The sequence below is a fragment of the Chromatiales bacterium genome, assembly GCA_014323925.1.
GTDB lineage: Bacteria > Pseudomonadota > Gammaproteobacteria > Poriferisulfidales > Oxydemutatoraceae > SP5GCR1.
Window position 1 is genome coordinate 1 of the sequence record JACONC010000019.1, and the last position, 23,749, is coordinate 23,749.

The following is a 23,749-nucleotide window of genomic DNA, read 5'->3' on the forward strand; positions in this document are numbered from 1 at the left end:
TGGTCTGCTATCGCCTCACGATATGCTTGAGAATGCAAATCATATTTATCTATTCCATCTATGAATTGATACTGCAAGTTAAAAGCATCAAGTTGTCTTTTCATGGAAAGCTGTCTCTCTGGTGTCCGTTTTAGACTAATAACATAGATAGGTGGATAAGGCATTCCTAGGCGTTTGCAAGTTTTGGTCAAAAGTTAAGGGTAAATGAGGAAAAATAATCTCCTACTTATCGTGGGCACTATAATGTGTGTAGGCGGGTAGTGCGATAATACAAGGAGGACGAACAATAAGGAGATCTAAATCTCCCGTGCAATGAACTACATCAAATTGTTTACACTGATTCATAATAGCCTGTTTCCATTTAATCGCTGCCGAACGCGTTAGCATATAACCCATACCAGACGATGCGGCATTTGGGTTCAGCCAAGGCTCAATAAGAGTGTGTTTAGAACTAAACCTATACCGAGGAGATTTGTCTAAAGAAGGTATACCACCTATTTTAACCATACTCACTGTTACATTCAGCGGGCATCGTTTTGGGTTCAAAAAACTCGTGATAGTATTTTTGATGATAGCCCCAAAAATGGAATATACCATATATAAAGGTAGCTGCGGGTAATACTTTTTATACCTTATCAGCTGATATATGCTGCTTTCATAAATGCTAAATATACTTCTTTTCTTTGCTCCTCTTCTTCTTTTAAGACACGTCATTGCTAATATCTCCCAAATAAAATATGATGCGTGACCAAACATTATGATATCGCGTAGAAATACTTGGGACTCAGCCAATATTTTTGGGAAAGTGGGTAATAGCCGGCCATCATCTTCTAATACGCAAGCTCGGGAAATGTTATTTTTTATCATTAAATCATAGACTTTAATGTGACTCAGGCTACAAGCAACAGCACCTAAATCAGATTTATGACGCGTTTTGAAAAAATAATCTAGCTGTTGCTTATCTATGTCTAGCTGGTCTGCTATCGCCTCACGATATGCTTGAGAATGCAAATCATATTTATCTATTCCATCTATGAATTGATACTGCAAGTTAAAAGCATCAAGTTGTCTTGATATGGAAAGCCGTCTCTCTGGTGTCCGTTTTAGGCTAATAACATAGATAGGTGGATAAGGCATTTCTACGCGTTAGTAAGTTTTAGTCACAAGTTAAGGGTAAATGAGGAAAGGTCATCTCCTACTTAGCGCGAACACTACAGTATGAGTAGGTGGGTAGTGCGATAATACAAGGAGGACAAACAATAAGGAGATCTAAATCTCCCCGGCAATATAACTGTCCGTGAACTGTATCAAAAGGTCTACACTGATTCATAATAGCCTGTTTCCATTTAATCGCTGCCGAACGCGTTAGCATATATCCCATCCCAGACGATGCGTTATCTTCGCTCGGCCAAGGCTCAATAAGACTGTGGTTAGAACTAAACCTATACCTTGGAGATTTATCCAAAGAAGGTATACCACCTATTTTAACCATACCCATTTCTGTATTGAACCGGCATCGTTTTGGTTCCAAAAAACTTGTGAAAGTATCTCTGACGATAGCCAAAAAAATGGAATATACCATATATACAGGTAGTTGAGGATAATACTTTTTACACCTTATCAGCTTATATAGACTGCTTGCATAAATGCTAAATATACTTCTTTTCCTTACCCCTCTTCTTCTTTTAAGATCCTTCATTACTAATATCTTGTAAATAAAATATGATACATGGCCAAACATTATGATGTCGCGCAGAAATACTTGGGACTCGACCAATATTTGCGGGAAAGTCGGTAATAGCCGGCCATCATCTTCTAATACGCAAGCCCGGGAAATGTTGTTTTTTATCATTAAATCATAGACCTTAATGTGACTCAAGCCACAAGCAACAACACCTAAATCAGCTTTAGAATGATATCTTTTGAAAAAATAATCTAGCTGTTGCTCATCTATGTCTAGCTGGTCTGCTATCGCCTCACGGTATGCTTGAGAGTACAAATCATATTTATCTATTCCAGTATTTCTAGGCGTTCGCAAGTCTTGATCATAAGTTAAGGTTAAATAGGAAAGGTCATCTCCTACTTAGCGTGGAGACTATAGTACGAGTAGGCAGGGAAGCCTATAACACAAGGAGGATAAACTATAAGGAGATCTAAATCTCCCCGGCAATATAACTGTCCGTGAACTATATCAAAAGGTATACACAGATACATAATAGCTTGTTTCCATTTAATCGCTGCTGAACGCGTTAGCATATATCCCATACCAGACGATGCGGCACATGAGTTCAGCCAAGGTTCAATAAGGCTGTGTTTAGATCTAAACCTATGCCGAAAAGATGTATCCAAAGAAGGTATACCACCTATTTTAGTCATAATCATTGCTGGATTGAACCGGTGTCGTTTTAGTTTCAAAAAACGCAGAAAAGCACCTCTGACGGTAGCTAAAAGAATAGAATATATCATATATAAGGGTAGTTGTGGGTAATACTTTTTATACCTCATCAGCTTATATATACTTCTTGCATAAATGTTAAAAATACTTCTTTTCTTTCCTTCTATTTTATAATCCCACATTGTTAATATTTTCCAAATAAGACTTGATACATGACCAAACATTATGATATCGCTCAGAAATGCTTGTGACTCAGCCAATATTTGCGAGAAAGTGGGTAATAGCCGGCAATCATCTTCTAATACGCAAGCTCGGGAAATATTGTTTTTTATCATTAAATCATAGACCTTAATGTGACTCAGGCTACAAGCAAGAGCACCTAAAGCAGATTTAGATTTACTATACCTTTTGAAAAAATAATCTAGCTGTTGCTCATCTATGTCTAGCTGGTCTGCTATCGCCTCACGGTATGCTTGAGAGTACAAATCATATTTATCTATTCCATGATAGGGATTATATACTTAAATATATAAAATTGCTTCTCTAACTTAAAACGGGTATTTAATTACTTTTGCGTTGGCTGCTTATTCTGATACTGCGCACGAGCATGTATGGGTTACTGCATACACCTAACACTAAATAAGCCGAATCTAAGATACCTGCCCAAGTGTCGTGGCATCGTATAATAACTTTACAACCTAAGATATTTGTGATTATAATACCAGACGATTGGGGAAATCCGAGTGCCACCAGGTTAGGTAAGGTCGGTGGGCAGAAATACCTTAGATGAACCCCATAGTTAGAAATGTAGATTGTAGCATCAGCTGTTTGTAAAGTATCAATAAGCTAGTTTAGCTTGTGTCAGGTCAAATATATAATCCTCAAAAATATAACACTAAATGAAAACCTTTGATCATGCAGTTTGCCCTTTTTGTGCATTAGTATGCGACGATTTAACCATCAGGTGCGATGGCAACCGATTATCGCTTGCCGATGACTTCCCGCAGTTCTGTCGCTCGAGCTATGCGCGGGCATCCGAAATTACGACAACAAAGCCTCGCTACAAAGGCAAACAAATTACTATATCCGAGGCTACCGCCGTGGCTACCACGATGCTCAAGCGCGCCAAGCATCCTTTGTTCGGTGGACTGATTGCCGATATACAAGACATGCGTGCGTTATTACCGTTGGCAAGACAATGCAATGCGACTTTAGATCATGTCGACAGCGATAAAGTGCTACGCAATCTTAGAGTTATGCAAAGCTACGGTGTTGTCGGGACAACATTCTCCGAAATACGCAACCGCGCAGATTTAATTATCTTTATAGGCTCTAAGCTGTTTGACGATTATCCACGATTGCTGCAAAGGCTATACCGGACGACAAGAGATTCTAAACCTAGAACAAAATCAGTTTTAATCGGCGACTGGCAGGTTGCCAACATACCAGAGATTTTGCAGGGAAACTGCGATATTATCAACACTCCCGATTCTCAATTTCCAGAATTTATCCGCAGGTTCGGCATGCATGTCCAGCAACGATTTAACAATAAACTTAATAAAGCGACATACGATGAAAAAATAGCTGCCGACACACCCTATAGCGCGTTGTTGGATGATATAGAATATGCCGAATACCCAGTCATCATATGGTCATCCAGTGATATGGACTACCCGCACGCTGATCTAGGCATTACGCTAATCTCTCGGCTTATCAAAAAAATTAACCTTAAAAAACATTGCACTGGCTTGGCATTGCGTGGCAATCGCGGCGCTGGCAATATGCAGAGCGTCTGTTTATGGCAAAGTGGTTATCCAGGACATGTATCGTTTAATTCCGAACAGGCGTATTACAATCCGTTGCATAACCGTAGCGATAAATTACTCAACGAACAACGCGCTGATTTGCTCGTATGGATTGCTTCTATACATCCCCAAACACCACCACCTGTCGATTTGCCAACCATTGCTTTCGTGCATCCGGCAATTGCCGAGCAAACAACGAGCGATCTGGTTGTGCCGGTCGGTATCCCAGGCGTCGACCATAGAGGATATAGCCAACGCACCGACAGCGTCGTCATCCTGCCTTTGCCTAAGTTGCGCGACTGTGCGCTACCGGCATTGCCCGATATACTACGCGACATACAGCAGCAACTCAATAAAAAAAGTGCATAGATTATGATAATCAAATTAACCGGTGGCAAAGTTTACGATCCGCTCAACCAAATTGACGGTAAGATTCGTGACCTTTATATAGAAGACGGCAAAATTATCCAGGCTCCAAATAGCGATTATAAATACACCGAATACGACATCAAAGGCTCTATCGTAATGCCGGGGGCAATTGATATACACACCCATATAGGTGGTGGCAAGGTCAATATTGGCCGATGCACTATGAACGATGTACACGGTGCCGGTTGCGATAGCGGCGCACTGGACACCTACAACACTGGTATCCGCTACGCCGAGATGGGATATACCGCGTGCTTTGAACCGGCGATGCTGGCGTGCAATGCGCGGCAAGCACATCTGGAAATGGCGGATACGCCTTGTGTAGATACCGGGGCCTATGTTATGGTCGGCAACACCGACCTGTTGTTAGAATTACTAGCAACCAATGCCGATGCTAAAATAATAAAAGACTATGTGGCTTGGATGATGGATAAAACACAGGCCATGGCGGTCAAAATAGTCAACCCCGGCGGTATTAACGCATTTAAATTTAACCAGCGGAGACTAGATATAGACGAACAATCAGTTGCTTATAACATTACACCGCGGCGTATAATAGAATGTTTAACCAAAACGCTAAGCGAACTCAACACCCCTCACCCACTGCATGTACATACTAGCAATTTGGGTGTGCCGGGCAACTATCGAACGACACTGGATACGATTAAAGCTGCCGCTGGCTACCCGATGCACTTAACCCATATACAATTCCATAGCTACGGTAGCGAAGGCGATCATCACTTCTCGTCAGCAGCAGCGGAAATCGCCGAAGCTATCAATCAGAACCAGCATTTAACCACTGATGTTGGCCAGATTATGTTTGGTCAAACGGTCACCGTATCAGGAGATAGCATGATGCAGTATGCAAACCATGTACACGCATCACCGGACAAATGGACGGTCATGGATATAGAAGCTGAAGCCGGTTGCGGTGTCGTACCATTCAAATACCGTGATAAAAATTTTGTCAACGCACTACAATGGGCAATCGGATTAGAAATTTTCTTATTGGTTAACGATCCGTGGCGAGTATTTTTAACGACCGATCATCCTAATGGTGCACCGTTTACGAGCTATCCGCACCTTATAAGGCTGTTGATGGATTACAGCTATCGTGTCGATATGCTAAAAGAGTTACATCCTGAAGCTCGAAAAATGTCAACTTTAGATACCATTAAAAGAGAATATACCCTCTATGAGATTGCCATTATGACTCGTGCAGCCCCTGCTCGTAGCCTAGGGCTTAGCAATAAAGGACACTTGGCAGTCGGTGCCGACGCCGACATCGTCGTCTATACTCCTTCAACGAATATTGAACAAATGTTCGCCCATCCGCGTTATGTGTTCAAAAATGGTGTTTTGATGGTCAAAGATGCCAAAGTCATCAATATACCGCCTTGCTATACCCATGTAGTTAAACCTGAATACGACACCAGCATTGAAAAACTTATCAAAAAGCACTACCAAGATTATCGTACTGTCAATTTTGAAAACAGCTGTATCAGCAGCGACGAAATAGCCGAGTGCGTAGGTAGTCCTATTGTCGAACACCCATGTCGAACCCGATAGAAGGTATCACCATCAACGGTGTAGAAATAGAAAACACCTACGCCGAAGCGTTTGCAATGAGAGCAACGCGAATTATTATCACGGCAATTAACTACAAATGGGCAAAGTATGCAGCGAGTACGATGGTTGGTTTTGCGACTTCAGTGATCGGTTGCAATGTAGAAGCTGGAATAGAACGGCGTTGCAAACCATCTAGTACTCCAGACAGCAGACCGGGCTATGCAGTTTTGCTGTTTGCAACTTCGACAGCCGATTTATCCGATCAACTAACGAGACGCGTTGCTCAGTGCGTGTTGACTTGTCCGACCAGTGCGGTATTCGCCGGTATGGAGGGTGAGCGCAAAATCCCTCTCGGGCGTTATGTGCGCTACTTCGGCGATGGTTATCAATCATCCAAAGTAATAGGAGAAAAACGTTATTGGCGTGTGCCGGTGATGGATGGTGAGTTTGTATGCGAAGACAACACTGCAGTGGTACCCGCTATAGGTGGTGGCAACTTTTTGATCTTCGCTCGCTCCTCGTCACAAGCATTACAAGCTTGCGAAGCTGCAATAGATAGCATTGCAGATTTACCCAACCTGGTTTTACCATTTCCGGGCGGCGGAGTACGATCAGGCTCCAAAGTCGGTTCTCGTTATAAGTTTCTCAGTGCTTCGACCAACGAGCAATATTGCCCAACCCTCAAGGGCATGGTCGATAGCAAGCTACGCTCAAATACCGGTGCGGTAATGGAAATCGTGATAGACGGACTCAATGTACAAGATGTTATAGATGCGATGCGCGTCGGCATCACTGCGGTATGCGAACTGGGATTATCAGAAGGTATCACGACGATTACCGCAGGTAATTATGGAGGTGATTTAGGACAGTACCAATTCCACTTATGGGAGATTATCGGCACATGAAACTGATACTAAAATCGTCACCTAGCTGCCGCATAAATGCCGATCTGCTGACCCCCGAATATTGCTCTACGATCTCCGACAAACAACTGGCAAAGAAAACACTACTGAGCTCCGACGGTGATATTGCGATAGGCGATTTATTCAAAATAGAAAAAGATGCAAGCAAGAGCCTATTAATAAGCGGCGATTGTCAGCAGTTTGATTATATAGGCGCAAAAGTTTCCAAAGACCAAATCAAAGTAGAAGGATCAGTGGGTGATTATGCAGCAGCGACGATGAGCGGCGGACAGTTGGAAATTACCGGCAATGTTGGCCATTTTACGGCTTGTGCTATGTCTGGCGGCACCGTTATCGTTGCAGGCAATGCCGGCGATGCCACTGGTGGTGCTTCGATTGGTGCGGTACAGGGTATGAGCGGCGGCACCGTATTGGTGTTGAGCGATGCCGGTGATCGTACAGCAAACCTGATGCGGCGTGGTATTGTTGTAGTGCGTGGCAATAATGGCGACTATGCTGCTGCTGACATGAAAGCCGGCAATTTAGTCGTGCTGAAGAAAAACGGTAGCCACTGCGCTTACGGCATGCGCCGCGGCACCGTGCTACTTGGCGAACCAAGCAATAGCGAAAACCTCGGTGATACTTTTATCAGCCAACCTTCTAATTACAACATGGATTTCCTAATACTACTCTACAAGCATATCACTTTATTATCACCAACCTTACAAAGCCTACCGCGTAAAAAATTAATCAAAAGATACATTGGTGATCTTGCCGTTGGTGGTAAAGGCGAAATATTAGTACCTTATAGTTAATTGGATTTAACTACTGCTTGAAAAGCCTCTGATGTCCATGCAGAGTGGCTTCCGTGCCGTCCACTCGAAGTAAGGTGCTGCTATCTTTGCTCTTGTTTAAGCTCCATCACTACATCCACCAGTACTGCGATAATTAAGTTTAAGATAGTGATTGAACCGATTGCAATGAAACTGTATAAGTATATCCACGCCCACCAGTGCACTGCTTGTAGCGGCAAAAACACTTGCTCCCAACTAGAAAGCGTCAATACTTGAGTGAGGGTGAATAGTGCAGTCGCAATATCCTGCCATCGTTCGGCATCAGTAGACTCGAACAACAACGAGCCGGTGGCTGCATATATATACATAATGATGAATAACAATAGACTCGTATACAGTATACGCGGTAAAGATTTCAGTAAACATTCAATCAATATTTTTAACTCGGGCATCACAGAAATAATACGCAACACCCTGAATACACGCAGTAGTCGGGCAATCAATATCGCAGAACCTGGCCCTATGGGTATCAGTGATACCCCGACTACGATAGTATCGAATAAATTCCAACCGTCGCGGAAAAACGAATTTTTATGCGGCTCACCAATGAAGCGAATAATAAGCTCTATTAAAAAGAAAATAGTGATTACTTCACTGAGTAGCGCAATGATAATTTTGTATTGCGTTGCTAGATCAAAGGTGTCGGCACCTATTAATAAAGCTGATGCAATGATGAGTGCAACGACTACGAATTGAAAAATTTTGCTCTCGCGAACTTTATTAAAAATTACGACCATCTCACACTTAATCAGAATTTCAAGTATAATAAAGGTTTTTAGTCAAATTTCAAATACAATAACGGAGGAAATTATGCCTAAATATATTATCGAAAGGGAAATTCCTGGGGCCGGCAACCTATCGGCAGACGAATTACAAGGCATCTCGCAGAAGTCTTGCGGAATCCTCAAGAATATGGGACCTCAGATTCAATGGGTTGAAAGCCAAGTCACCGATGATAAAGTGTATTGCACCTATATCGCACCCGATGCTGAGAGTATCAAGAAACACGCTGCCGAGGGTGGTTTCCCAGCTAATAAAATTTCCGAGATTAAAGCGACTATAGACCCGACCACCGCAGAGTAGTTGCAGAGTAGTTGGTGCCTGTTCGTTTATTGGAATATACAGCCGCTATCGGTAACGGTAACGGTGAAACCTTCCATACTGCGCATAACATCTGCGACTTGGAAGTTTTCCAACTGCATCGTAGCTTGTTCTGCATTTAACGATGTAAAGGCCTCGTCAAGCACCAACAAATTGTATAACCCTTCGGCAGACGACAGTTTGTAGCCCCACCCCTTCTCTGCGGGTACTTCAGCGCTACTTATCTGTGCATCGGCAAAATGCTTTTTCAAGTATGCTTCAACTATTTCTTTTTGATCAATCACCTGAATATCCTCCAAAAATTTTGACACTCACTGCACATCGCCGACCGGCGCGGCAAAAGCATCGCCGGCTAGTTCTACTACATTGGCTCCGGTTAATGTCTTTAAGAAAGATACCAGTGCTGTCTTTTCGTCTGGCTGCAATGCCAACTTTTTAATCAGCGGACTCAATCGCATATTTGCTATACCACCTTGGTCGTAGAATTCAATGACTTCTTCTAAGCTCGCTAGCTTACCATTATGCATATAAGGTGCGGTCAGTGCTATATTGCGCAATGTAGGTGTTAGATATTTCCACAAATCATCCGGGTTTTCGGTTACCTCGTAGCGTCCTAAATCGTTTCTCTTAATCCCTCGGTCTTGTGATACTGAGTCGATTAACTCTTTCTTTACATCAACGAAAGTCCCTGGCGCCAACTGCACACGATAAGTCGGCGGTTCCGATGCCATCGCAATATCGTAGCCAAAGCCGGTGTTATGCAATAGATTATCGGTAAATAATGCATATTCCTCACCCACCAAATGACACGTCGAACACATCCCTTTACCCATAAAAATCTCAAAGCCAAGCTGTTCTTGTTCAGTCAATAAATCTTTCTCACCTCCGTAGTACCATCTATCAAAACGCGAATTCGCAGAGATCAATGTACGTTGATACTGCGCCAATGCCATACCAATAGTTTCCATTGATGCCGAACGATTAAAGGCCTTTTCAAATAAACCATCGTAATCTTTGAGGTTGTTTAATTTCTGTATAACATAACCTATAGAAGGATTTGCCATCTCGTTGCGCGCCAGCATTGGTATCCACACTTGATTCTCCAGGGTAGTCTCGCGACCATCGTGAAACAACATATTTTTATAAGCAACATTGAGTATCGTTGGTGCATTACGCCTGGCACTACGCCCTTCTACACCCACCGAAATCTCAAGCTCATTGTGAGCAAAACCCATCTCCGGGACATGGCATATCGCACACGACATCGTATCGTTAATCGACAGACGTCGGTCAAAAAATAGCCGTCTACCGAGTTCTATACCAGCACGGTTCAGTGGATTGTCTAACGAGTGCGTAGTGGGTGGTATACCCAATTGTGGGGTGTTGGCCGCTTCGTATAGATCAATTGCTGTTCCAGCTCGTTCTTTTAAGCTCTCAGAGCGAGTGACATAATTAGTTGATTCATAACCGTCGCGTACATCCCCGGAACGCGGCAATCTATTGGCTATCGCATCAGTGGTGAAATACACCACTGCCAATAATGCAAAAAATACTCTGCTTTGCGTATTTAAAAAAGAAGACGCGGCAATCATTTATCCACTTTGTTGTGGATAACCCTCTTCGCTCAGTATAGTCTTAAAGTCGTTGATGATGATATTCGGATGCAAATAGCTAACACTATAAATATTGCGTATATAACCTTGTCTATCTATCAGATATGATTTCAGCACATGAGCGAAGTTCACTTTTTCGGTATCACCCACTTGTTCTACGGTTTTGAATACGAACTGTCCGTATTCGTCTAGTATAGGCGTTAGCTGTTTTTCTGATTCGGTAGTTGCAAACACCCATTCGACAGCACTGTCGTTGACAAAGTCGGCGCCGTAGCTACGCATTGCCTCAGGAGTATCTCGCTCAGGGTCGAAGCTCAATGTTACCAGTCGTATATCGTCGCTTAGCGCGGGAACTTCTTTTAATGCTTTACTCATTGAGTGTAGTACGAAGGTTGCCAACGGGCAGCCGTTAACATCTGAGCAGCTAGTATAAATGAAAGACAGTAGCACGGCTTTATCACCTATATAATCGCTAAGCTCAGCCGGCGCACCATCATCTAGTAAAATCTCTCCGCTTGCTGCTTTCTTGATTTTAGGTAGCTCATAAGTGCCGGCGGCCGGCGGAACAAAATCTAACTGACCCCAACCGGGCGCTAGAATCTCGGCTCTCTCAGCAACGGTTTCTTCTTTCGGGGTGATTGTCATTGCGTATTGCCAACCAACGATGACTACTAAAATTGCACCAATAATAACGATATAAAAACTACGTCCTAACATATAAAACTCCTATAATTGAACTAGGTAATTATAATACTATATTCAAATAAAAAGTACATATTTAAGAGCGCTGAAAAAGTAGTTCTATACGGCAGGCTATCATCACACTTCGCCAGCTTGCCAATAACCATAGCATACGCTATTTGCTACACGAGTGAAAACGAAAATCTTTTACAAAACCAGTGCAAATATGCTAACCGATATGCGTTAGCCGATTAAAAAGAATGTTGCTAACCCTAAAAAGACAACCACGCCTACAATATCGGTGATGGTGGTTAATATCACACTACCAGCCAACGCTGGATCGACACCGAGCTTTTTTAATAGTATAGGAATCAATACACCTATTGCAGCAGCACACACTAAGTTTATGATAATTGCCGCACCAATTATGATGCCTATACTGATACTGTCAACCCACAAAATAGTGACAAAAGCGACGACTACTGCCCAAAATCCTCCGTTCAAAAAACCAACCAAAACCTCTTTATTGAGTAGCGTTGAAGGGTAACCCATAGTCAGACGTTTGGTTGCCAAACCGCGTATTGTGATCATTAAGCTCTGACTGCCGGCGATACCACCCATACTGCAGACGACTGGCACTAAAATGGCGAGGATAATAATTTGTTTTAAGGTGTCTTCAAACAGGCTAATAAACCAAGCGGCTATAAATGCGGTCAATAAATTAATTCCCAGCCACAAGGCTCGCTTTCTTGATGAACTAAAGACTGGCGCATAAAGATCCTCTTCACCCGATGCACCACTAAAACCAATGCGCTCTTTAAGTGGTTCGTTGCGTAGTACATCTAAAACATCGTCTACAGTGATGCGACCGACAACTTGGTAATTAGCGTCGACGACCGCAATAGATAATAGATCTCGGTCTTCAAATAATGCGACTACTTCGTTTGATGGTAAGGACACTGGAATAGCGGTTATTTCGGTGTTTACTAAATCGCTCAGCAGTGTATCTTTACTATGGGTGATCAGATCAGTAATCGTTATAACACCCAAATAACGATTGGTATGATCAACGATAACTAAACTATCGGTATGCTGTGGAAGTGATTTTTTCATTCTAATATAACGCACTGCAACATCTACGGTAATGTTCATTCGCAGTGTTAAAATATCAGGGTTCATCAAGCCACCGGCGGTATCAGCGTCGTACGATAAAACATGTTCCAACCGACGACGGTTTTGCGCATCCATGCCAGCCAGCAATTGGTCGGTCACGGTATCCGGTAAAGTATCTATCAAATCAGCCAAATCATCTATTTCTAAACCTTCAGTGGCAAGTAATAACTCTTTGTCTTGGGTGAGTTCAATCAGATTTTTGCGCACCTCCTCGCTTACCTCTAGTAAGATATCCCCTTCTAATTCGACATTGGTGAGTTTCCAAACTATCCGCCGCTCAGGAATAGGCAGGCTTTCCAATAGGTTTGCTATCTCACCAGCGTGCAGGTTATGCAGTTGTGTGCGTACTTGCTCGACCTTACCGCTACGCAATATCTGAGATAAATATTCGTTAGTTGCAGTCATCAGATTATCTAACTGGTGCCGAGCAAAATTCGACAACGCGCTCAGGATCGGAGTGTGCTTTCAGTCGTTGGTATTTACGCTGCAAGACTCCAATATCGCTATTGATAATAATCCGCTTAATTTCCAATAAGTTATTCGGATGCACGCTAAATTCTCTTAAGCCCATAGCCAGTAGCAGTCTCGTATAGCGACTATCTCCAGCCATCTCTCCGCACATCGCCACTGGCACATTCAGTCGCTTGCCTTCTGCTAAAACGATTGAGATTAGATTGAGGACGCCAGGATGCAGCGGGTTATGCAGATAGTTAACTTCCTCATCTATACGATCTATGGCCAGTGTATATTGGATTAAATCGTTGGTGCCTATTGATAAGAAATCCAGCTTGCGAGCAAATGCTTCAACTGCGAGTGCTGCTGCTGGAACTTCTATCATACCCCCTATTTTAATGTTTTTATTGAAGCGTTTTTTCTGCTCGACCAATTGTTGCTGTGCTGATTTATAAAGTTCTATAATTTGTTCCAGTTCATTCAAACTGGTCAACATAGGAATTAAAATACGCACATCACCGTGTATCGAGGCGCGCAGTATTGCTCGCAATTGACACAGAAATAACTCAGGATTTTTTAGCGAACGGCGGATAGCACGCAAACCCAAAGCAGGGTTAGTTGCCAGCGGCCCTTCGTAGTCCGGGTCAAATTCCTTTTCTGCCCCCAAATCCAATGTCCGTATAGTAACCGGTTTATCGGCCGCGGCGCGTAGTATCTTTTTATAAGCGGCAAAGTGTTCTTCCTCACCCACTTCGTTATAACGATCTATATAAAGAAATTCAGTGCGATACAAACCCACACCGTCAGCTCCACTGTGCTTAAAAGCACGCACTTCATCGTTCAATTCTATATTAGTCATCAGCTTAATATCAACGCCATCTCGACTACGAGTCGGTTTATTCTTTAATACCGATAGTTCTTTTTGATATTTTTTCTCGTCTTTTATGCGTTGCCGATAAAAGGATATCGTTTTACTATCGGCATCGGCAATCAGCGTACCGCTATTGCCATCAATAATGATTGTTTCTTTTTCGGACAACAAATTACGCACATTTGGCACAGCAACGATTGCGGGGATACCCAGACTGCGCGCCAAAATTGCGGTATGCGAATTGGTCCCACCGAATTCTGTGACAAAACCGCTTATTTTCTTATGCTCGAACATAATCGTATCAGCCGGCGCCAGATCATCCGAGACAACAATAGCACCTTTGACTTGTATACTTTGCTTGGTACTTGATTGCTTATGGGTAGCGACTCTGTCTTTTGCCAGAGCTTGTTGTATCAGTTGGATGACATGTTCGATATCATTGCGTCGCGTCTTCAAATAACTATCCTGCATCACATCAAATACCTGAACTAGCTTATTCTTTTGTATATCAAGCGCCCACTCGGCGTTGTACAATTGTTCCTCGATGATCTGTATCGGGGCTTGCTTAAATGGCACATCGGCCATCATCAATAAATGCGAGTCTATAAACGCAGCAATTTCCTCTACTGCATCTTTGGGAATTAATTTTCTAACATTCTTCAAATGTTCTACTGCAAGTTTATGCGCCCGGTTAAAGCGAGCAACTTCGGCTCGCACTTGCTTCTCCTCTATCTTATAATGCGCAACCTCTTCTTTACCGCGTTCGAATAGATGCACCGGTCCTATACCAATGCCTTTAGATACTCCGTTGCCAGTCAATAAAATTGCCATATCACACTTGCTTAATCTTCCTCTCCGAACCGATCAGCTATCAGCTCGGACATCCCTTGTGCTGCCGCCTGTTCGTCTTTCCCTTCTATCGTTAGTATCAATAATGTACCTTTAGCAGCAGCTAGCATAATAACGCCCATAATACTCTTGCCGTTGACCGTCTGGTCATCCTTACTCACTTTAATATCGCTTTCAAAACTTGATGCAAGCGAAACAAACTTAGCTGCAGCGCGTGCGTGCAGACCCAAGTTATTAACAATAGTCACCTCTAATTTCACCATAGTTTTAGTACACTATTGCGTCCACCTTCGGATGCTTTGCGTGCCAGTGCATCACCATCTAAATAACTATAATTCAATACCTTCAGTAGCATCGCTAAATTAAGCCCACTTACCAGCCATCTCTGCGCTTCACCCTTGATTTGCATCGCAATATTAGCCGGTGTTGCACCGTATAGGTCATTTAACAACAACACACCGGCACCTTTATCCAGTGCATCACAGCATTGTTTCAGTTTTATAGCTTCCTTCTCAGGGATACAATCGTATGCTACGCAGTAGCTATCTATACAGGCAGAGAGCGGTGATCCCAACAACTTTTTAGCAGTCTTCAACAAACTATCACCGACACCTTCATGAGTAACCAACAAGATAGAAGTATTCATGTTTATTTGCTCCAATCAAAAATTTAGCATTCCCTACATATCACGATGTTGTTTATTAATATCGTATTTCGGCATCTCCTTGCTTAATCTTTGATACAGCTTTTCGACCATATATACTGAACGATGCCGTCCGCCGGTGCAGCCTATGGCTATAGTGAAATAGGAACGTATGTCGGCTCCATAATAAGGTAACCATTTTTGTAAAAACTCTAAAATATCATTAAACAAATTAATGCTCTTGGGTGATTGTTCTAAAAAGTCGTAGATTTCTGCGTCAGTGCCTGGTTTTTCTCTTAACCGAGATATCCAATACGGGTTTGTTAAGCAACGCACATCAAAAACATAATCGGCGTTAGTCGGCACACCTTTTTTATAACCGAAAGATTTCAACAATATAGATACCGGCACTTTGCGTAAACCTATATGTTCAGCAATCGTATTGCGTAGTTCGTACTGGCTCATCTCAGTCGTGTCGATATGAAAATCGGCACACGAAGCTATCTCATCCAGCAATTGTATCTCGCTTTTTATACAATCTGCTAGTGGTTCATTTTTATAGACGGACATAGGATGCGGGCGTCTGGTTTCATTATAGCGATGCTCTATGACCTCCTCAGAAGCTCTTAAAAAGATAAGCTTAGTATCAAATCCGGCATTTTTTAGACGAGTCAATATCAATCTAATATCGGTTGATTGATTAATTAAATTACGGGTATCTATGCTCACCGCAATTTGGTCACCGAGTTTTATTTTATCGGATAACAACCGTTCAGTCAGTTCGACTAGAAACTCCAAGGGCATATTGTCTATGCAACAAAAGTGATGATCCTCTAGTGTGTGCAATACCACCGATTTTCCGGCACCCGATAAACCACTAACAATAACGAATCTCACTGTTTGTTCTCCATAATATTTTTTTGGCGAGCAGCAATTTCTTGTTCAGCGTAATAACCACCAATACGCAGGATATGGTTTCTAGCAGCAGCCTCGACCAATACTGCCAAGTTGCGCCCTGGTGCTACTGGTAAAGTAAATACCGGAATATCCAAGCCTAGTACTTTCTTCGTTTGTTGTGCGCTGGTCAAACGATCTTTATTGACACTTAAATCTTTGCTGGCAAATTTAAGATCAATAATTTGACGCAAATACTTAGTCTCCTTAACTGCACTGTTGCCGTACATTTGGCGAATATTCAAAATGCCCAAGCCGCGTACTTCTAAGAAATCGCGGATCATTGACGGTGCGGTGCCTTGTATTATATCGGGAGCGATACGGGTAAATATCGGCGTGTCGTCAGCTATCAAACGATGCCCACGAGTAATGAGTTCTAAGGCTAACTCGCTCTTCCCTACCCCGCTATCGCCGGTGAGCAACAAACCTATGCTGATGACCTCCATAAACACACCGTGCATAATAAGTCTTTCGGCGAGCGAACGCGACAGATAATAGCGCAAATCATCAACTAAAGATTCACCCCCTATTGCAGAAATAAACAACGCGATATTACGTCTATCGGCCAAGGCATGCATCTCTGGCATGGCCTGTTGGCCGTTGTTGATTAGCACGGCCAAACAAGTATCGCTAAACAATTGGTGCAATGCATTTTCCAATACACTACCTTTTAGCGATTGCAAATAAATCATTTCAGCATCATCCAGTAGATGTACTTGGCTTGAGTGTATAGGGTTGAAATAACTTACTATATCTATCGGTTGATCGTCTGTAGGTTTGATAAAACTCTTGCTCGCCGCACCTCGCCCGGCAACCCATTGCAGCTGTAGCTGTTCGGATAAATGCTCGAACAGTTCACCAACTGTAGGTATATCGGCACTCATACTACGCCCTTAAGTTTATGTAATAAGCTGGCTTCATCTTTTGCCGACAATAACTCCTGCACCCTAGCCGAATCACTAAAATGTCTTGCCAGACTAGCCAACAAATCAAGATGTTGCTGATTGGCGTTTTCAGGCAAGAGTAACGCAAATATGAGCTTAACCGGTAATTGGTCGGGTGCATCGTAATCTATACCCTGCCTGACTCGCAACAATGCAACGATGGGATTGCTTAAATCCTTAATGCGGCAATGCGGAATGGCAATACCTTTACCTATTGCCGTGCTCCCCAACTGCTCGCGCTCGAACAAATGAGATAATACGGTATGAGGGTCCAAGGGTGTAGAGCGGCATGCCATCTCAGACAGCATAACCAGCGATTTCTTTTTAGTCGCCGAATCAACCCACTTGATGCGGTCAAGAACCAAATAATCGCTAAAGTTCATTACTATCTTTTAGTTTTGAGAGTATGATGGACTACCTCTTGAGAGTGATGGTCTTTGAGCTTTTCCTTATGCTTAATTATCTGCCTATCCAACTTAGCAATAAGCATATCCACGGTGATATACATATCATCGGATTTTGCGTGAACAAAAAAATTGTGATGGCTACTATGCACGGTGGCTTCTGCCAAGTGTGAGTTTTTTTCTATTTTTAATACTATGTGTAAGGTTTCTACACGATTAAAGTGCTTTTGTATCTTCTTTAACTTTTGGTGTATGTGTTGTTCTATAGGTTTTGTCACTTCAAAACCTTGTCCGGATATCTGAGTCTCCATAGATTTCTCCTAAACTGATTAGAGGTTGTTACATCGTTTGTATATTGTTCTATAATACATTTTATTCGACCATGTCTTATTTTATCACTAGGCCATTCCCTGCACTATGAATAAAGAAATTTTAGCTAGCGCCTCGCAAATAAAACTCGTCGTATTTGATGTTGATGGCGTGCTAACCGACGGCAAATTAATACTGAGCAGCGATGGTAGCGAAACTAGATGTTTTAATGTAAAAGACGGTACTGGTATACGTTTATTGTTAAAACACAATATAGAAGTTGCAGTTATCAGTGCCCGAAAATCAGTCATCGTTGCAAATAGAATGGAAGACCTGGGTGTAAAGCATGTATTCCAGGGCTGCTTTGATAAAGCTAACGCTCTAGAAGCTTTAGCCTTGCTACTAGATATAAATCTGCAACAGGTTGCCTATGTAGGTGACGATCTGATAGATTTGCCGGCAATGAAGCGAGTCGGTCTAGCAGTGGCACCTACTGATGCACACGAAACTGTAAAGCAACAAGCCAATTGGGTTACATCAGCAGGTGGCGGTTGTGGTGCGGCGCGTGAAGTCTGCGATGTTATTTTCAAAGCACAAGGACTAGACCTGCAAACTAAATAACCACACATATCCTATCAAACTGGAGGCTTGGTGCCGTCCAATGAGATGTCAACTCGCACCCTCGAAAGCGATCCTAAAACCGGCAGACTGGACATTATCAACGAACGAAACCATATAGCTTAGGCACATAGCTTAGGCACATAGCTTAGGATAGGGCAACACGCTCAATGCAAACGATGAAACCTACCTATGAAGCTAGGGATCTTGTGCGTGTTGATGCTAATGGCTTGACTATTTTTGCTATCTTGCGGCACTAGCAACTAGCTAGTGGACTAAAACTTTCTAGTCCCAGTCCCATATGGCTGTTATTATTATATCGCTAGTCATAGTAGAATATGCGATTTGGCAGACTCTCGGCTAGTTGGCAGAATGGTCATGCAGCGGCCTGCAAAGCCGTTTACGCCGGTTCGATTCCGGCACTAGCCTTTGTTAAGATTGATAACCGCCCGGGTGGCGAAATTGGTAGACGCAAGGGACTTAAAATCCCTCGAGCAAAAATGCTCGTGCCGGTTCGACTCCGGCCCCGGGCACCAACGGTTGCAGTCAAGCAAGTAGTGTGCAGACCACTGAGCGCCGCTTGGCGTGGCTGCGATGTTCCCACAGATAAATACCTTGCCAGACACCTAGCAGTAAATGCCCGGCTTTTACTGGTATATTTAATTCACTTTTAGTCAATACTGAGCGTATATGGGCTGACATATCATCAGGCCCTTCAGCGGTATGTTGATAACGCGGATCACCGTCGGGTGCTAAGTGGCTCATGAAATTTTCCAAATCGGAATGGACGGTAGGATCGGCATTCTCAGTGATAACCAATGAGGCACTGGTATGCCGAATAAATAAATGGCATAAGCCTTCGGCATCGGCTGGCAATAAATTCTGCACTTGACTGCTTAATTCATATAAGCCCTTGCCATCAGTATCACAGTTGATAGTCCCTAAAAATGCCATTTTGTCGAAGCCCTCGTTGTATAATATTGGCTATATTCTATATAAACTTTCCCAAAATGACACAAACTATAAAACTTCCGGCGATACATAGACGGCGATCAGTTGCGGTTAAGGTCGGCAATGTTATCATCGGCGGCACTGCGCCTATCGCAGTACAATCAATGACCAGTACGGATACCGCTGATGTTCAAACCACAGTCGCGCAAATCATAGAACTTGCCGAAGCAGGCTCTGAGTTGGTACGCATTACCGTCAACAACGAAGCTGCGGCTCGCGCAATTCCTGCGATTGCAGAGAAGCTAGCATCTATGAATATCAATATACCACTCATAGGAGATTTCCATTACAACGGCCACAGATTGGTAAAAAAATATCCACAACATATTGCGCACCTAGACAAACTGCGCATCAACCCGGGTAATGTAGGACGAGGTTCTAAACACGACACGCAATTTACCCAGCTAGTAGAGTATGCTTGTCAATATCAGAAACCACTACGCATAGGTGTAAACTGGGGTAGTTTGGATCAAGATTTATTAAAAAATAAACTGGATGAAAATGCGAAACTAGCAAAACCTTTACCGTTAACCGAGATAACTTACCGAACGATCATTGAGTCGGCATTACAAAGTGCTGAACAAGCGGAAAGCCTTGGTCTGCCGCATAATGCTATTATCTTGTCGGCGAAGCTCAGCGATGTGCAAGGTCTAGTCTGTGTATACCGAATGCTTGCCGCAAAATGCGATTACCCACTGCATCTGGGTTTAACTGAAGCTGGTATGGGACAACGCGCAACAGTCTATTCCAGTGCTGCGTTAGCTATATTATTGCAACAAGGCATCGGCGATACCATACGAGTTTCTCTGACACCGGATCCTGATGCCTCTCGTAGCGAGGAAGTTCGTATCGCACAAAATATATTACAAGCTCTCAAAATACGCTCGTTCATCCCAACGGTTATCGCCTGTCCTGGCTGCGGTCGCACGAGTAGCGATTATTTTCAAAAGCTGGCAGCTGAAATACAAAGCTATATAAGACAGAGAATGCCTGATTGGAAAACACAATATCCTGGCGTCGAAACTATGACCGTTGCGGTCATGGGCTGTGTCGTGAACGGTCCTGGAGAAAGCAAACACGCCGACATAGGCATTAGCTTGCCGGGTAGCGGTGAGCGTCCGGTAGCTCCAGTTTATATTGACGGCAAACATCAATTAACCCTTTCTGGCGATCGCTTAGTAGCCGACTTTAAGGCACTGATAGAGAAGTATGTTAAGGAGTATAATGTTAACCCAGGCACCGCCGACTGACCGCCAGACAATCTAGCTTTAGGAATTAGCACTACAGATCAAAATCACTGCATCAATACTTGTAGCTCTGGACTTGTAGCTCTGGTATGCCAAAGTCACTTAAAACCCTGCTTTTTTGTACCAATAGCGCGCCTTCTCCGGATTACAAGGTACTAAACTACCCTCTTCATAGATCATCGCTAGTGTTGTCTGCGACCCTGCCAATCCTTGTTCGGCAGCTTTGCTAAACCATTCAACCGCTTTCTCGCCATTTTGCTCAACACACTCACCTTGCATATACATAAAACCCAAACCGTGCTGGGCTAGTGCGTGACCTTGTTCGGCAGCCGCAGACATCATCCGCAGAGCAGCATCGGCATTGGCGTGCACACCAAGCCCGTTCTGATAAATAATCGCGCAGCGATACATCGCCTCAACATTGCCTTTCTCCGTCATAGGGCCAAGTATACTCAGCGCTCGTGCAAAATGCTTGGCTTCAAATGCAGCTATACCACTGGCTAGCGTAATATCGTCATCATTCATCGCAACTTAACCTACAAAGATTTTCTTTTAGCTAGCTTGAACATTGGAAACTCTTTGTGAATTTCATACTCAATTCTCAAAAGAACTGACATATCATCTATCTCCTCTACATAGAGAACATTTGAGATTAAAGCCACTCCATACGCCATAAGACCTGTAGCAATATCTTCATCACACCATCCTACACTTTTTAGCGATGTAATAAAACCACTCCTAATTATCTTGCGAAAAGAATACATTATACTAGTTAAAGTAGTCGGCCTTCTCACCATAGGCAGCTTTTTAGAAACAAACACTACACAAGTATTCACAGCTTCAGACCTTATAGACCGAGGTCTCTGCTTTCTCTCAATAGAAAGTGGTTGGATACTTGTAAAAATCAAAGGAGAATGTCTAAATGTCTTTATTAATGCTTCCCATCCCAGTAAGGAGTTATGAGAGTAAATAAAAGACATAGTGCCATCTTTTTTAAGGACTCTAGCCGCTTCATTAATAGCGTCATTAAGATTTTTACAATAGTTGGTATGTGCTTTGTTGCTGTCACCATTTCTTCTAGTTGACGCCACAAGTTCTCGTTCAAAGCTAGTATTTCCATTCCTAAATAAATCTGGTTCAATATCTTTAAGCAGAATTCTTTTCCACGCATAAAAATTATCTGCCAGTATCGTATAAAAAATATTATCGTAGTATGGAGGATCAGTTACGATGGCATCGAATATTTCATCTTCAAAGGGAAGGTTCTGCGCCGCTGCGAGTTCTACATGTCCTTTATGGGGAAGTTTTTTTATAGATATAGCCCCTTGAATTATCCTTTGCAATTTAGCATTCAAATTAGACGGTCCGTTAGCAACTGGATCAGTTTCACTAAAATCCCAACACATAGAAACCCCAGGACCACAAAAAGCTCTTCCTACTTGTTCATTTTGAGATATCCAGGTGGACAGCCTACAATTCCAATCGACCATTTGATCAACAAGTCCCGATAAAATAGATATTGTATATTTGGCAACTAGTTCTCCTCTCTGCTTGGAAAGAGATATATATTCATCTTTTAATGCTTTTAATAGTGCTAAGCAAGAAACTCTCTGCCGCATATTAAAAATATCGGCATGGGTATCAATCCCATAGAGAGCAGGATTAACAATACCTGACCATTTAGGTAATATTGACTTCGGGAGACTTGTGTTTAATTCCTTTAATAAATATTGCTCAAGAATTTTTATCTTTTCAATTAATTCCTCACTTAACTGATCTGCAATATAAAACTCCTTCCCACTTTTATTTTTTACCACTTCCACAGCTATTATATCTCTCGCTTTTTTTATAGTAATATCAGAGTTTATATATCCACAATGAGGGCATCGGATTATATTCAATCGACCTACCCAATTCTTCTGTGTAGGAATTAATTTACCTTTTTCTATACTAAACCTAATACCTTTGTTTGTTTCATTAATCTTTAAAAATAAATTCTTATCTTTCTTTTTTGAAATCCAGTATCTCTTTGTTAAAGAAAAATATGCTCCACACTTGCCACAAGGATAAGAATAAGTCCATAAATAATTAGTTGTCACTTTCCCGTCTTCTCTTATTCTTTTAGGAAATATCGGATCTGTTAAATCTTTGAGATCTTTTAAGATTCTTTTACCTGATTGCGCTAAGATATCAGCCAGATTATCAATATCAGCATCATGTAAATATTGAAAATTTGCTCTTTGAATAAATACAGAAAGTTCGTTTGAGTCAATAGAGTAACTGTCTAGTCCCAAGTTAAGAGCCTCATAGGGAATAGTCCCTCCTCCTCCAAACATATCTAGCACTTTCGGAATATAAGAATAGCCTTTAACTATAGAACTTCTAGCTTTTTTAATAATCATTTCATCTCTATATGACATAGATAGAGTATTCATGATTTCTAAAGTCTGCTTAGAAATATTTTTACAAACTGTGGCATATATTAAAGATCTCATTGCTGTATGAGGTCTGCGAGCCCACCAAACATGGATAGTATGCGATGTTTCTCCTCTTCTATATCTTTCGGAATTACCAGCTATAGACGCTTCGTGATAAAGTAGTCCAGCATCAATTAAGCGTTTCTCAGATGCTTTTATTTCTTCTAGTTGCGGGCTAGGTTCAATCTTTATATTATTCATTAGCAATCTCTATCAAACCTTCTTATTCTAATAGATATATGCAGTGTTTTTCACATATTTTGAAGCCAAGATTTTATTTGCCTAGGATACATAAAGTCTCAATCCACCTTTATATTCTAAATTCCTTTATGTTGCAAAGCATTCTCTTGACCTTTCCCCCGAAAATCGGTCCACATCGAAAGAGAGTTTTCCGGATAAACTAGTATTAAATATCTAAAAGGAGGTATTGTATATGAGAGGAAAACA

Annotated in this window: 26 protein-coding genes and 2 tRNA genes; 9 read left to right on the plus strand and 19 right to left on the minus strand. The window is 42.3% G+C overall.

Translation table 11 applies throughout. The features are described from left to right. The 4 genes from GDA45_07125 to GDA45_07140 all read right to left on the minus strand — a co-directional run. A partial coding sequence (locus GDA45_07125; protein MBC6414633.1) for a glycosyltransferase family 25 protein occupies positions 1-164 on the minus strand: 164 nt, incomplete at its 3' end. Positions 165-222: 58 nt separating this feature from the next. Next, complete coding sequence (locus GDA45_07130) at positions 223-1,137, minus strand: glycosyltransferase family 25 protein (GenBank protein ID MBC6414634.1); 915 nt, start codon at positions 1,135-1,137, stop codon at positions 223-225. A 58-nt stretch (positions 1,138-1,195) separates the two neighbouring features. Beyond that, positions 1,196-1,999 carry a glycosyltransferase family 25 protein gene (locus tag GDA45_07135; protein MBC6414635.1) on the minus strand — a complete coding sequence of 268 codons (804 nt, stop codon included), beginning with the start codon at positions 1,997-1,999 and terminating at the stop codon, positions 1,196-1,198. Between the two features lie 80 nt (positions 2,000-2,079). After that, positions 2,080-2,880 (minus strand): glycosyltransferase family 25 protein, encoded by an 801-nt coding sequence (locus GDA45_07140; GenBank protein ID MBC6414636.1) that lies wholly within the window; start codon positions 2,878-2,880, stop codon positions 2,080-2,082. Between the two features lie 414 nt (positions 2,881-3,294). On the opposite strand from GDA45_07140, the gene GDA45_07145 reads away from it, so the two are divergent. The 4 genes from GDA45_07145 to GDA45_07160 are packed head-to-tail and all read left to right on the plus strand — an operon-like array spanning position 3,295 to position 7,915. Then, positions 3,295-4,569: a hypothetical protein gene (locus tag GDA45_07145; GenBank protein ID MBC6414637.1), complete on the plus strand. Its 1,275-nt coding sequence runs from the start codon at positions 3,295-3,297 to the stop codon at positions 4,567-4,569. A gap of 3 nt (positions 4,570-4,572) precedes the next feature. Beyond that, complete coding sequence (locus GDA45_07150; protein MBC6414638.1) at positions 4,573-6,198, plus strand: formylmethanofuran dehydrogenase subunit A; 1,626 nt, start codon at positions 4,573-4,575, stop codon at positions 6,196-6,198. A gap of 5 nt (positions 6,199-6,203) precedes the next feature. After that, positions 6,204-7,103: a formylmethanofuran--tetrahydromethanopterin N-formyltransferase gene (gene fhcD, locus GDA45_07155; GenBank protein ID MBC6414639.1), complete on the plus strand. Its 900-nt coding sequence runs from the start codon at positions 6,204-6,206 to the stop codon at positions 7,101-7,103. Further along, a complete protein-coding gene (locus tag GDA45_07160) occupies positions 7,100-7,915 on the plus strand; it encodes a formylmethanofuran dehydrogenase subunit C (protein ID MBC6414640.1) in 816 nt (271 codons plus the stop codon). Before fhcD ends, GDA45_07160 begins: the two co-directional genes overlap by 4 nt. A gap of 80 nt (positions 7,916-7,995) precedes the next feature. On the opposite strand, the gene GDA45_07165 is transcribed toward GDA45_07160, so the two are convergent. Then, complete coding sequence (locus GDA45_07165) at positions 7,996-8,691, minus strand: ion transporter (protein MBC6414641.1); 696 nt, start codon at positions 8,689-8,691, stop codon at positions 7,996-7,998. Between the two features lie 73 nt (positions 8,692-8,764). Here GDA45_07165 and GDA45_07170 point away from each other — a divergent pair, with 73 nt between their 5' ends. Then, positions 8,765-9,037: a DUF4242 domain-containing protein gene (locus GDA45_07170; GenBank protein MBC6414642.1), complete on the plus strand. Its 273-nt coding sequence runs from the start codon at positions 8,765-8,767 to the stop codon at positions 9,035-9,037. Between the two features lie 26 nt (positions 9,038-9,063). Here GDA45_07170 and GDA45_07175 read toward each other — a convergent pair whose 3' ends face one another. The 11 genes from GDA45_07175 to raiA all read right to left on the minus strand — a co-directional run bounded on the left by GDA45_07175 (position 9,064) and on the right by raiA (position 17,951). Next, a complete protein-coding gene (locus tag GDA45_07175; GenBank protein MBC6414643.1) occupies positions 9,064-9,339 on the minus strand; it encodes a hypothetical protein in 276 nt (91 codons plus the stop codon). A gap of 27 nt (positions 9,340-9,366) precedes the next feature. Continuing rightward, positions 9,367-10,647 carry a hypothetical protein gene (locus GDA45_07180; protein ID MBC6414644.1) on the minus strand — a complete coding sequence of 427 codons (1,281 nt, stop codon included), beginning with the start codon at positions 10,645-10,647 and terminating at the stop codon, positions 9,367-9,369. After that, the gene (locus tag GDA45_07185; protein MBC6414645.1) at positions 10,648-11,385 is read right to left on the minus strand and encodes an SCO family protein; all 738 of its coding nucleotides are present in this window, start codon (positions 11,383-11,385) and stop codon (positions 10,648-10,650) included. It lies immediately after the preceding gene. Positions 11,386-11,592: 207 nt separating this feature from the next. Next, positions 11,593-12,927, minus strand: a complete 1,335-nt coding sequence (gene mgtE / locus GDA45_07190; protein ID MBC6414646.1) for a magnesium transporter — start codon at positions 12,925-12,927, stop codon at positions 11,593-11,595. 4 nt (positions 12,928-12,931) lie between these two features. Beyond that, positions 12,932-14,677, minus strand: coding sequence for a phosphoenolpyruvate--protein phosphotransferase (gene ptsP / locus GDA45_07195; protein ID MBC6414647.1), 1,746 nt, complete (start codon positions 14,675-14,677; stop codon positions 12,932-12,934). Between the two features lie 11 nt (positions 14,678-14,688). After that, complete coding sequence (locus GDA45_07200; GenBank protein MBC6414648.1) at positions 14,689-14,958, minus strand: HPr family phosphocarrier protein; 270 nt, start codon at positions 14,956-14,958, stop codon at positions 14,689-14,691. Then, complete coding sequence (locus tag GDA45_07205; GenBank protein MBC6414649.1) at positions 14,952-15,341, minus strand: PTS fructose transporter subunit IIA; 390 nt, start codon at positions 15,339-15,341, stop codon at positions 14,952-14,954. The genes GDA45_07200 and GDA45_07205 overlap by 7 nt, the downstream gene beginning before the upstream one ends. A gap of 33 nt (positions 15,342-15,374) precedes the next feature. Further along, positions 15,375-16,235 carry an RNase adapter RapZ gene (gene rapZ / locus GDA45_07210; GenBank protein ID MBC6414650.1) on the minus strand — a complete coding sequence of 287 codons (861 nt, stop codon included), beginning with the start codon at positions 16,233-16,235 and terminating at the stop codon, positions 15,375-15,377. Then, positions 16,232-17,176: an HPr(Ser) kinase/phosphatase gene (hprK, locus tag GDA45_07215; GenBank protein ID MBC6414651.1), complete on the minus strand. Its 945-nt coding sequence runs from the start codon at positions 17,174-17,176 to the stop codon at positions 16,232-16,234. Before hprK ends, rapZ begins: the two co-directional genes overlap by 4 nt. Continuing rightward, positions 17,173-17,619: a PTS sugar transporter subunit IIA gene (locus GDA45_07220; GenBank protein ID MBC6414652.1), complete on the minus strand. Its 447-nt coding sequence runs from the start codon at positions 17,617-17,619 to the stop codon at positions 17,173-17,175. The genes hprK and GDA45_07220 overlap by 4 nt, the downstream gene beginning before the upstream one ends. A gap of 2 nt (positions 17,620-17,621) precedes the next feature. Continuing rightward, positions 17,622-17,951, minus strand: a complete 330-nt coding sequence (raiA, locus tag GDA45_07225) for a ribosome-associated translation inhibitor RaiA (GenBank protein MBC6414653.1) — start codon at positions 17,949-17,951, stop codon at positions 17,622-17,624. 106 nt (positions 17,952-18,057) lie between these two features. Here raiA and GDA45_07230 point away from each other — a divergent pair, with 106 nt between their 5' ends. The 3 genes from GDA45_07230 to GDA45_07240 all read left to right on the plus strand — a co-directional run bounded on the left by GDA45_07230 (position 18,058) and on the right by GDA45_07240 (position 19,103). Then, a complete protein-coding gene (locus tag GDA45_07230) occupies positions 18,058-18,570 on the plus strand; it encodes an HAD-IIIA family hydrolase (protein MBC6414654.1) in 513 nt (170 codons plus the stop codon). A 355-nt stretch (positions 18,571-18,925) separates the two neighbouring features. Then, positions 18,926-18,996: transfer RNA gene (locus tag GDA45_07235), tRNA-Cys, on the plus strand. Between the two features lie 18 nt (positions 18,997-19,014). Next, positions 19,015-19,103: transfer RNA gene (locus tag GDA45_07240), tRNA-Leu, on the plus strand. A gap of 10 nt (positions 19,104-19,113) precedes the next feature. On the opposite strand, the gene GDA45_07245 is transcribed toward GDA45_07240, so the two are convergent. Further along, positions 19,114-19,521 carry a YjbQ family protein gene (locus GDA45_07245; GenBank protein ID MBC6414655.1) on the minus strand — a complete coding sequence of 136 codons (408 nt, stop codon included), beginning with the start codon at positions 19,519-19,521 and terminating at the stop codon, positions 19,114-19,116. 56 nt (positions 19,522-19,577) lie between these two features. On the opposite strand from GDA45_07245, the gene ispG reads away from it, so the two are divergent. Then, on the plus strand, positions 19,578-20,828 hold the full coding sequence (ispG, locus tag GDA45_07250) for a flavodoxin-dependent (E)-4-hydroxy-3-methylbut-2-enyl-diphosphate synthase (GenBank protein ID MBC6414656.1): 1,251 nt from the start codon (positions 19,578-19,580) through the stop codon (positions 20,826-20,828). A gap of 99 nt (positions 20,829-20,927) precedes the next feature. On the opposite strand, the gene GDA45_07255 is transcribed toward ispG, so the two are convergent. Together GDA45_07255 and GDA45_07260 are read right to left on the minus strand one after the other, a co-directional pair. Next, on the minus strand, positions 20,928-21,350 hold the full coding sequence (locus GDA45_07255; GenBank protein MBC6414657.1) for a sel1 repeat family protein: 423 nt from the start codon (positions 21,348-21,350) through the stop codon (positions 20,928-20,930). A gap of 11 nt (positions 21,351-21,361) precedes the next feature. After that, complete coding sequence (locus GDA45_07260) at positions 21,362-23,503, minus strand: DUF1156 domain-containing protein (GenBank protein MBC6414658.1); 2,142 nt, start codon at positions 23,501-23,503, stop codon at positions 21,362-21,364. Positions 23,504-23,749 lie beyond the last annotated feature (246 nt).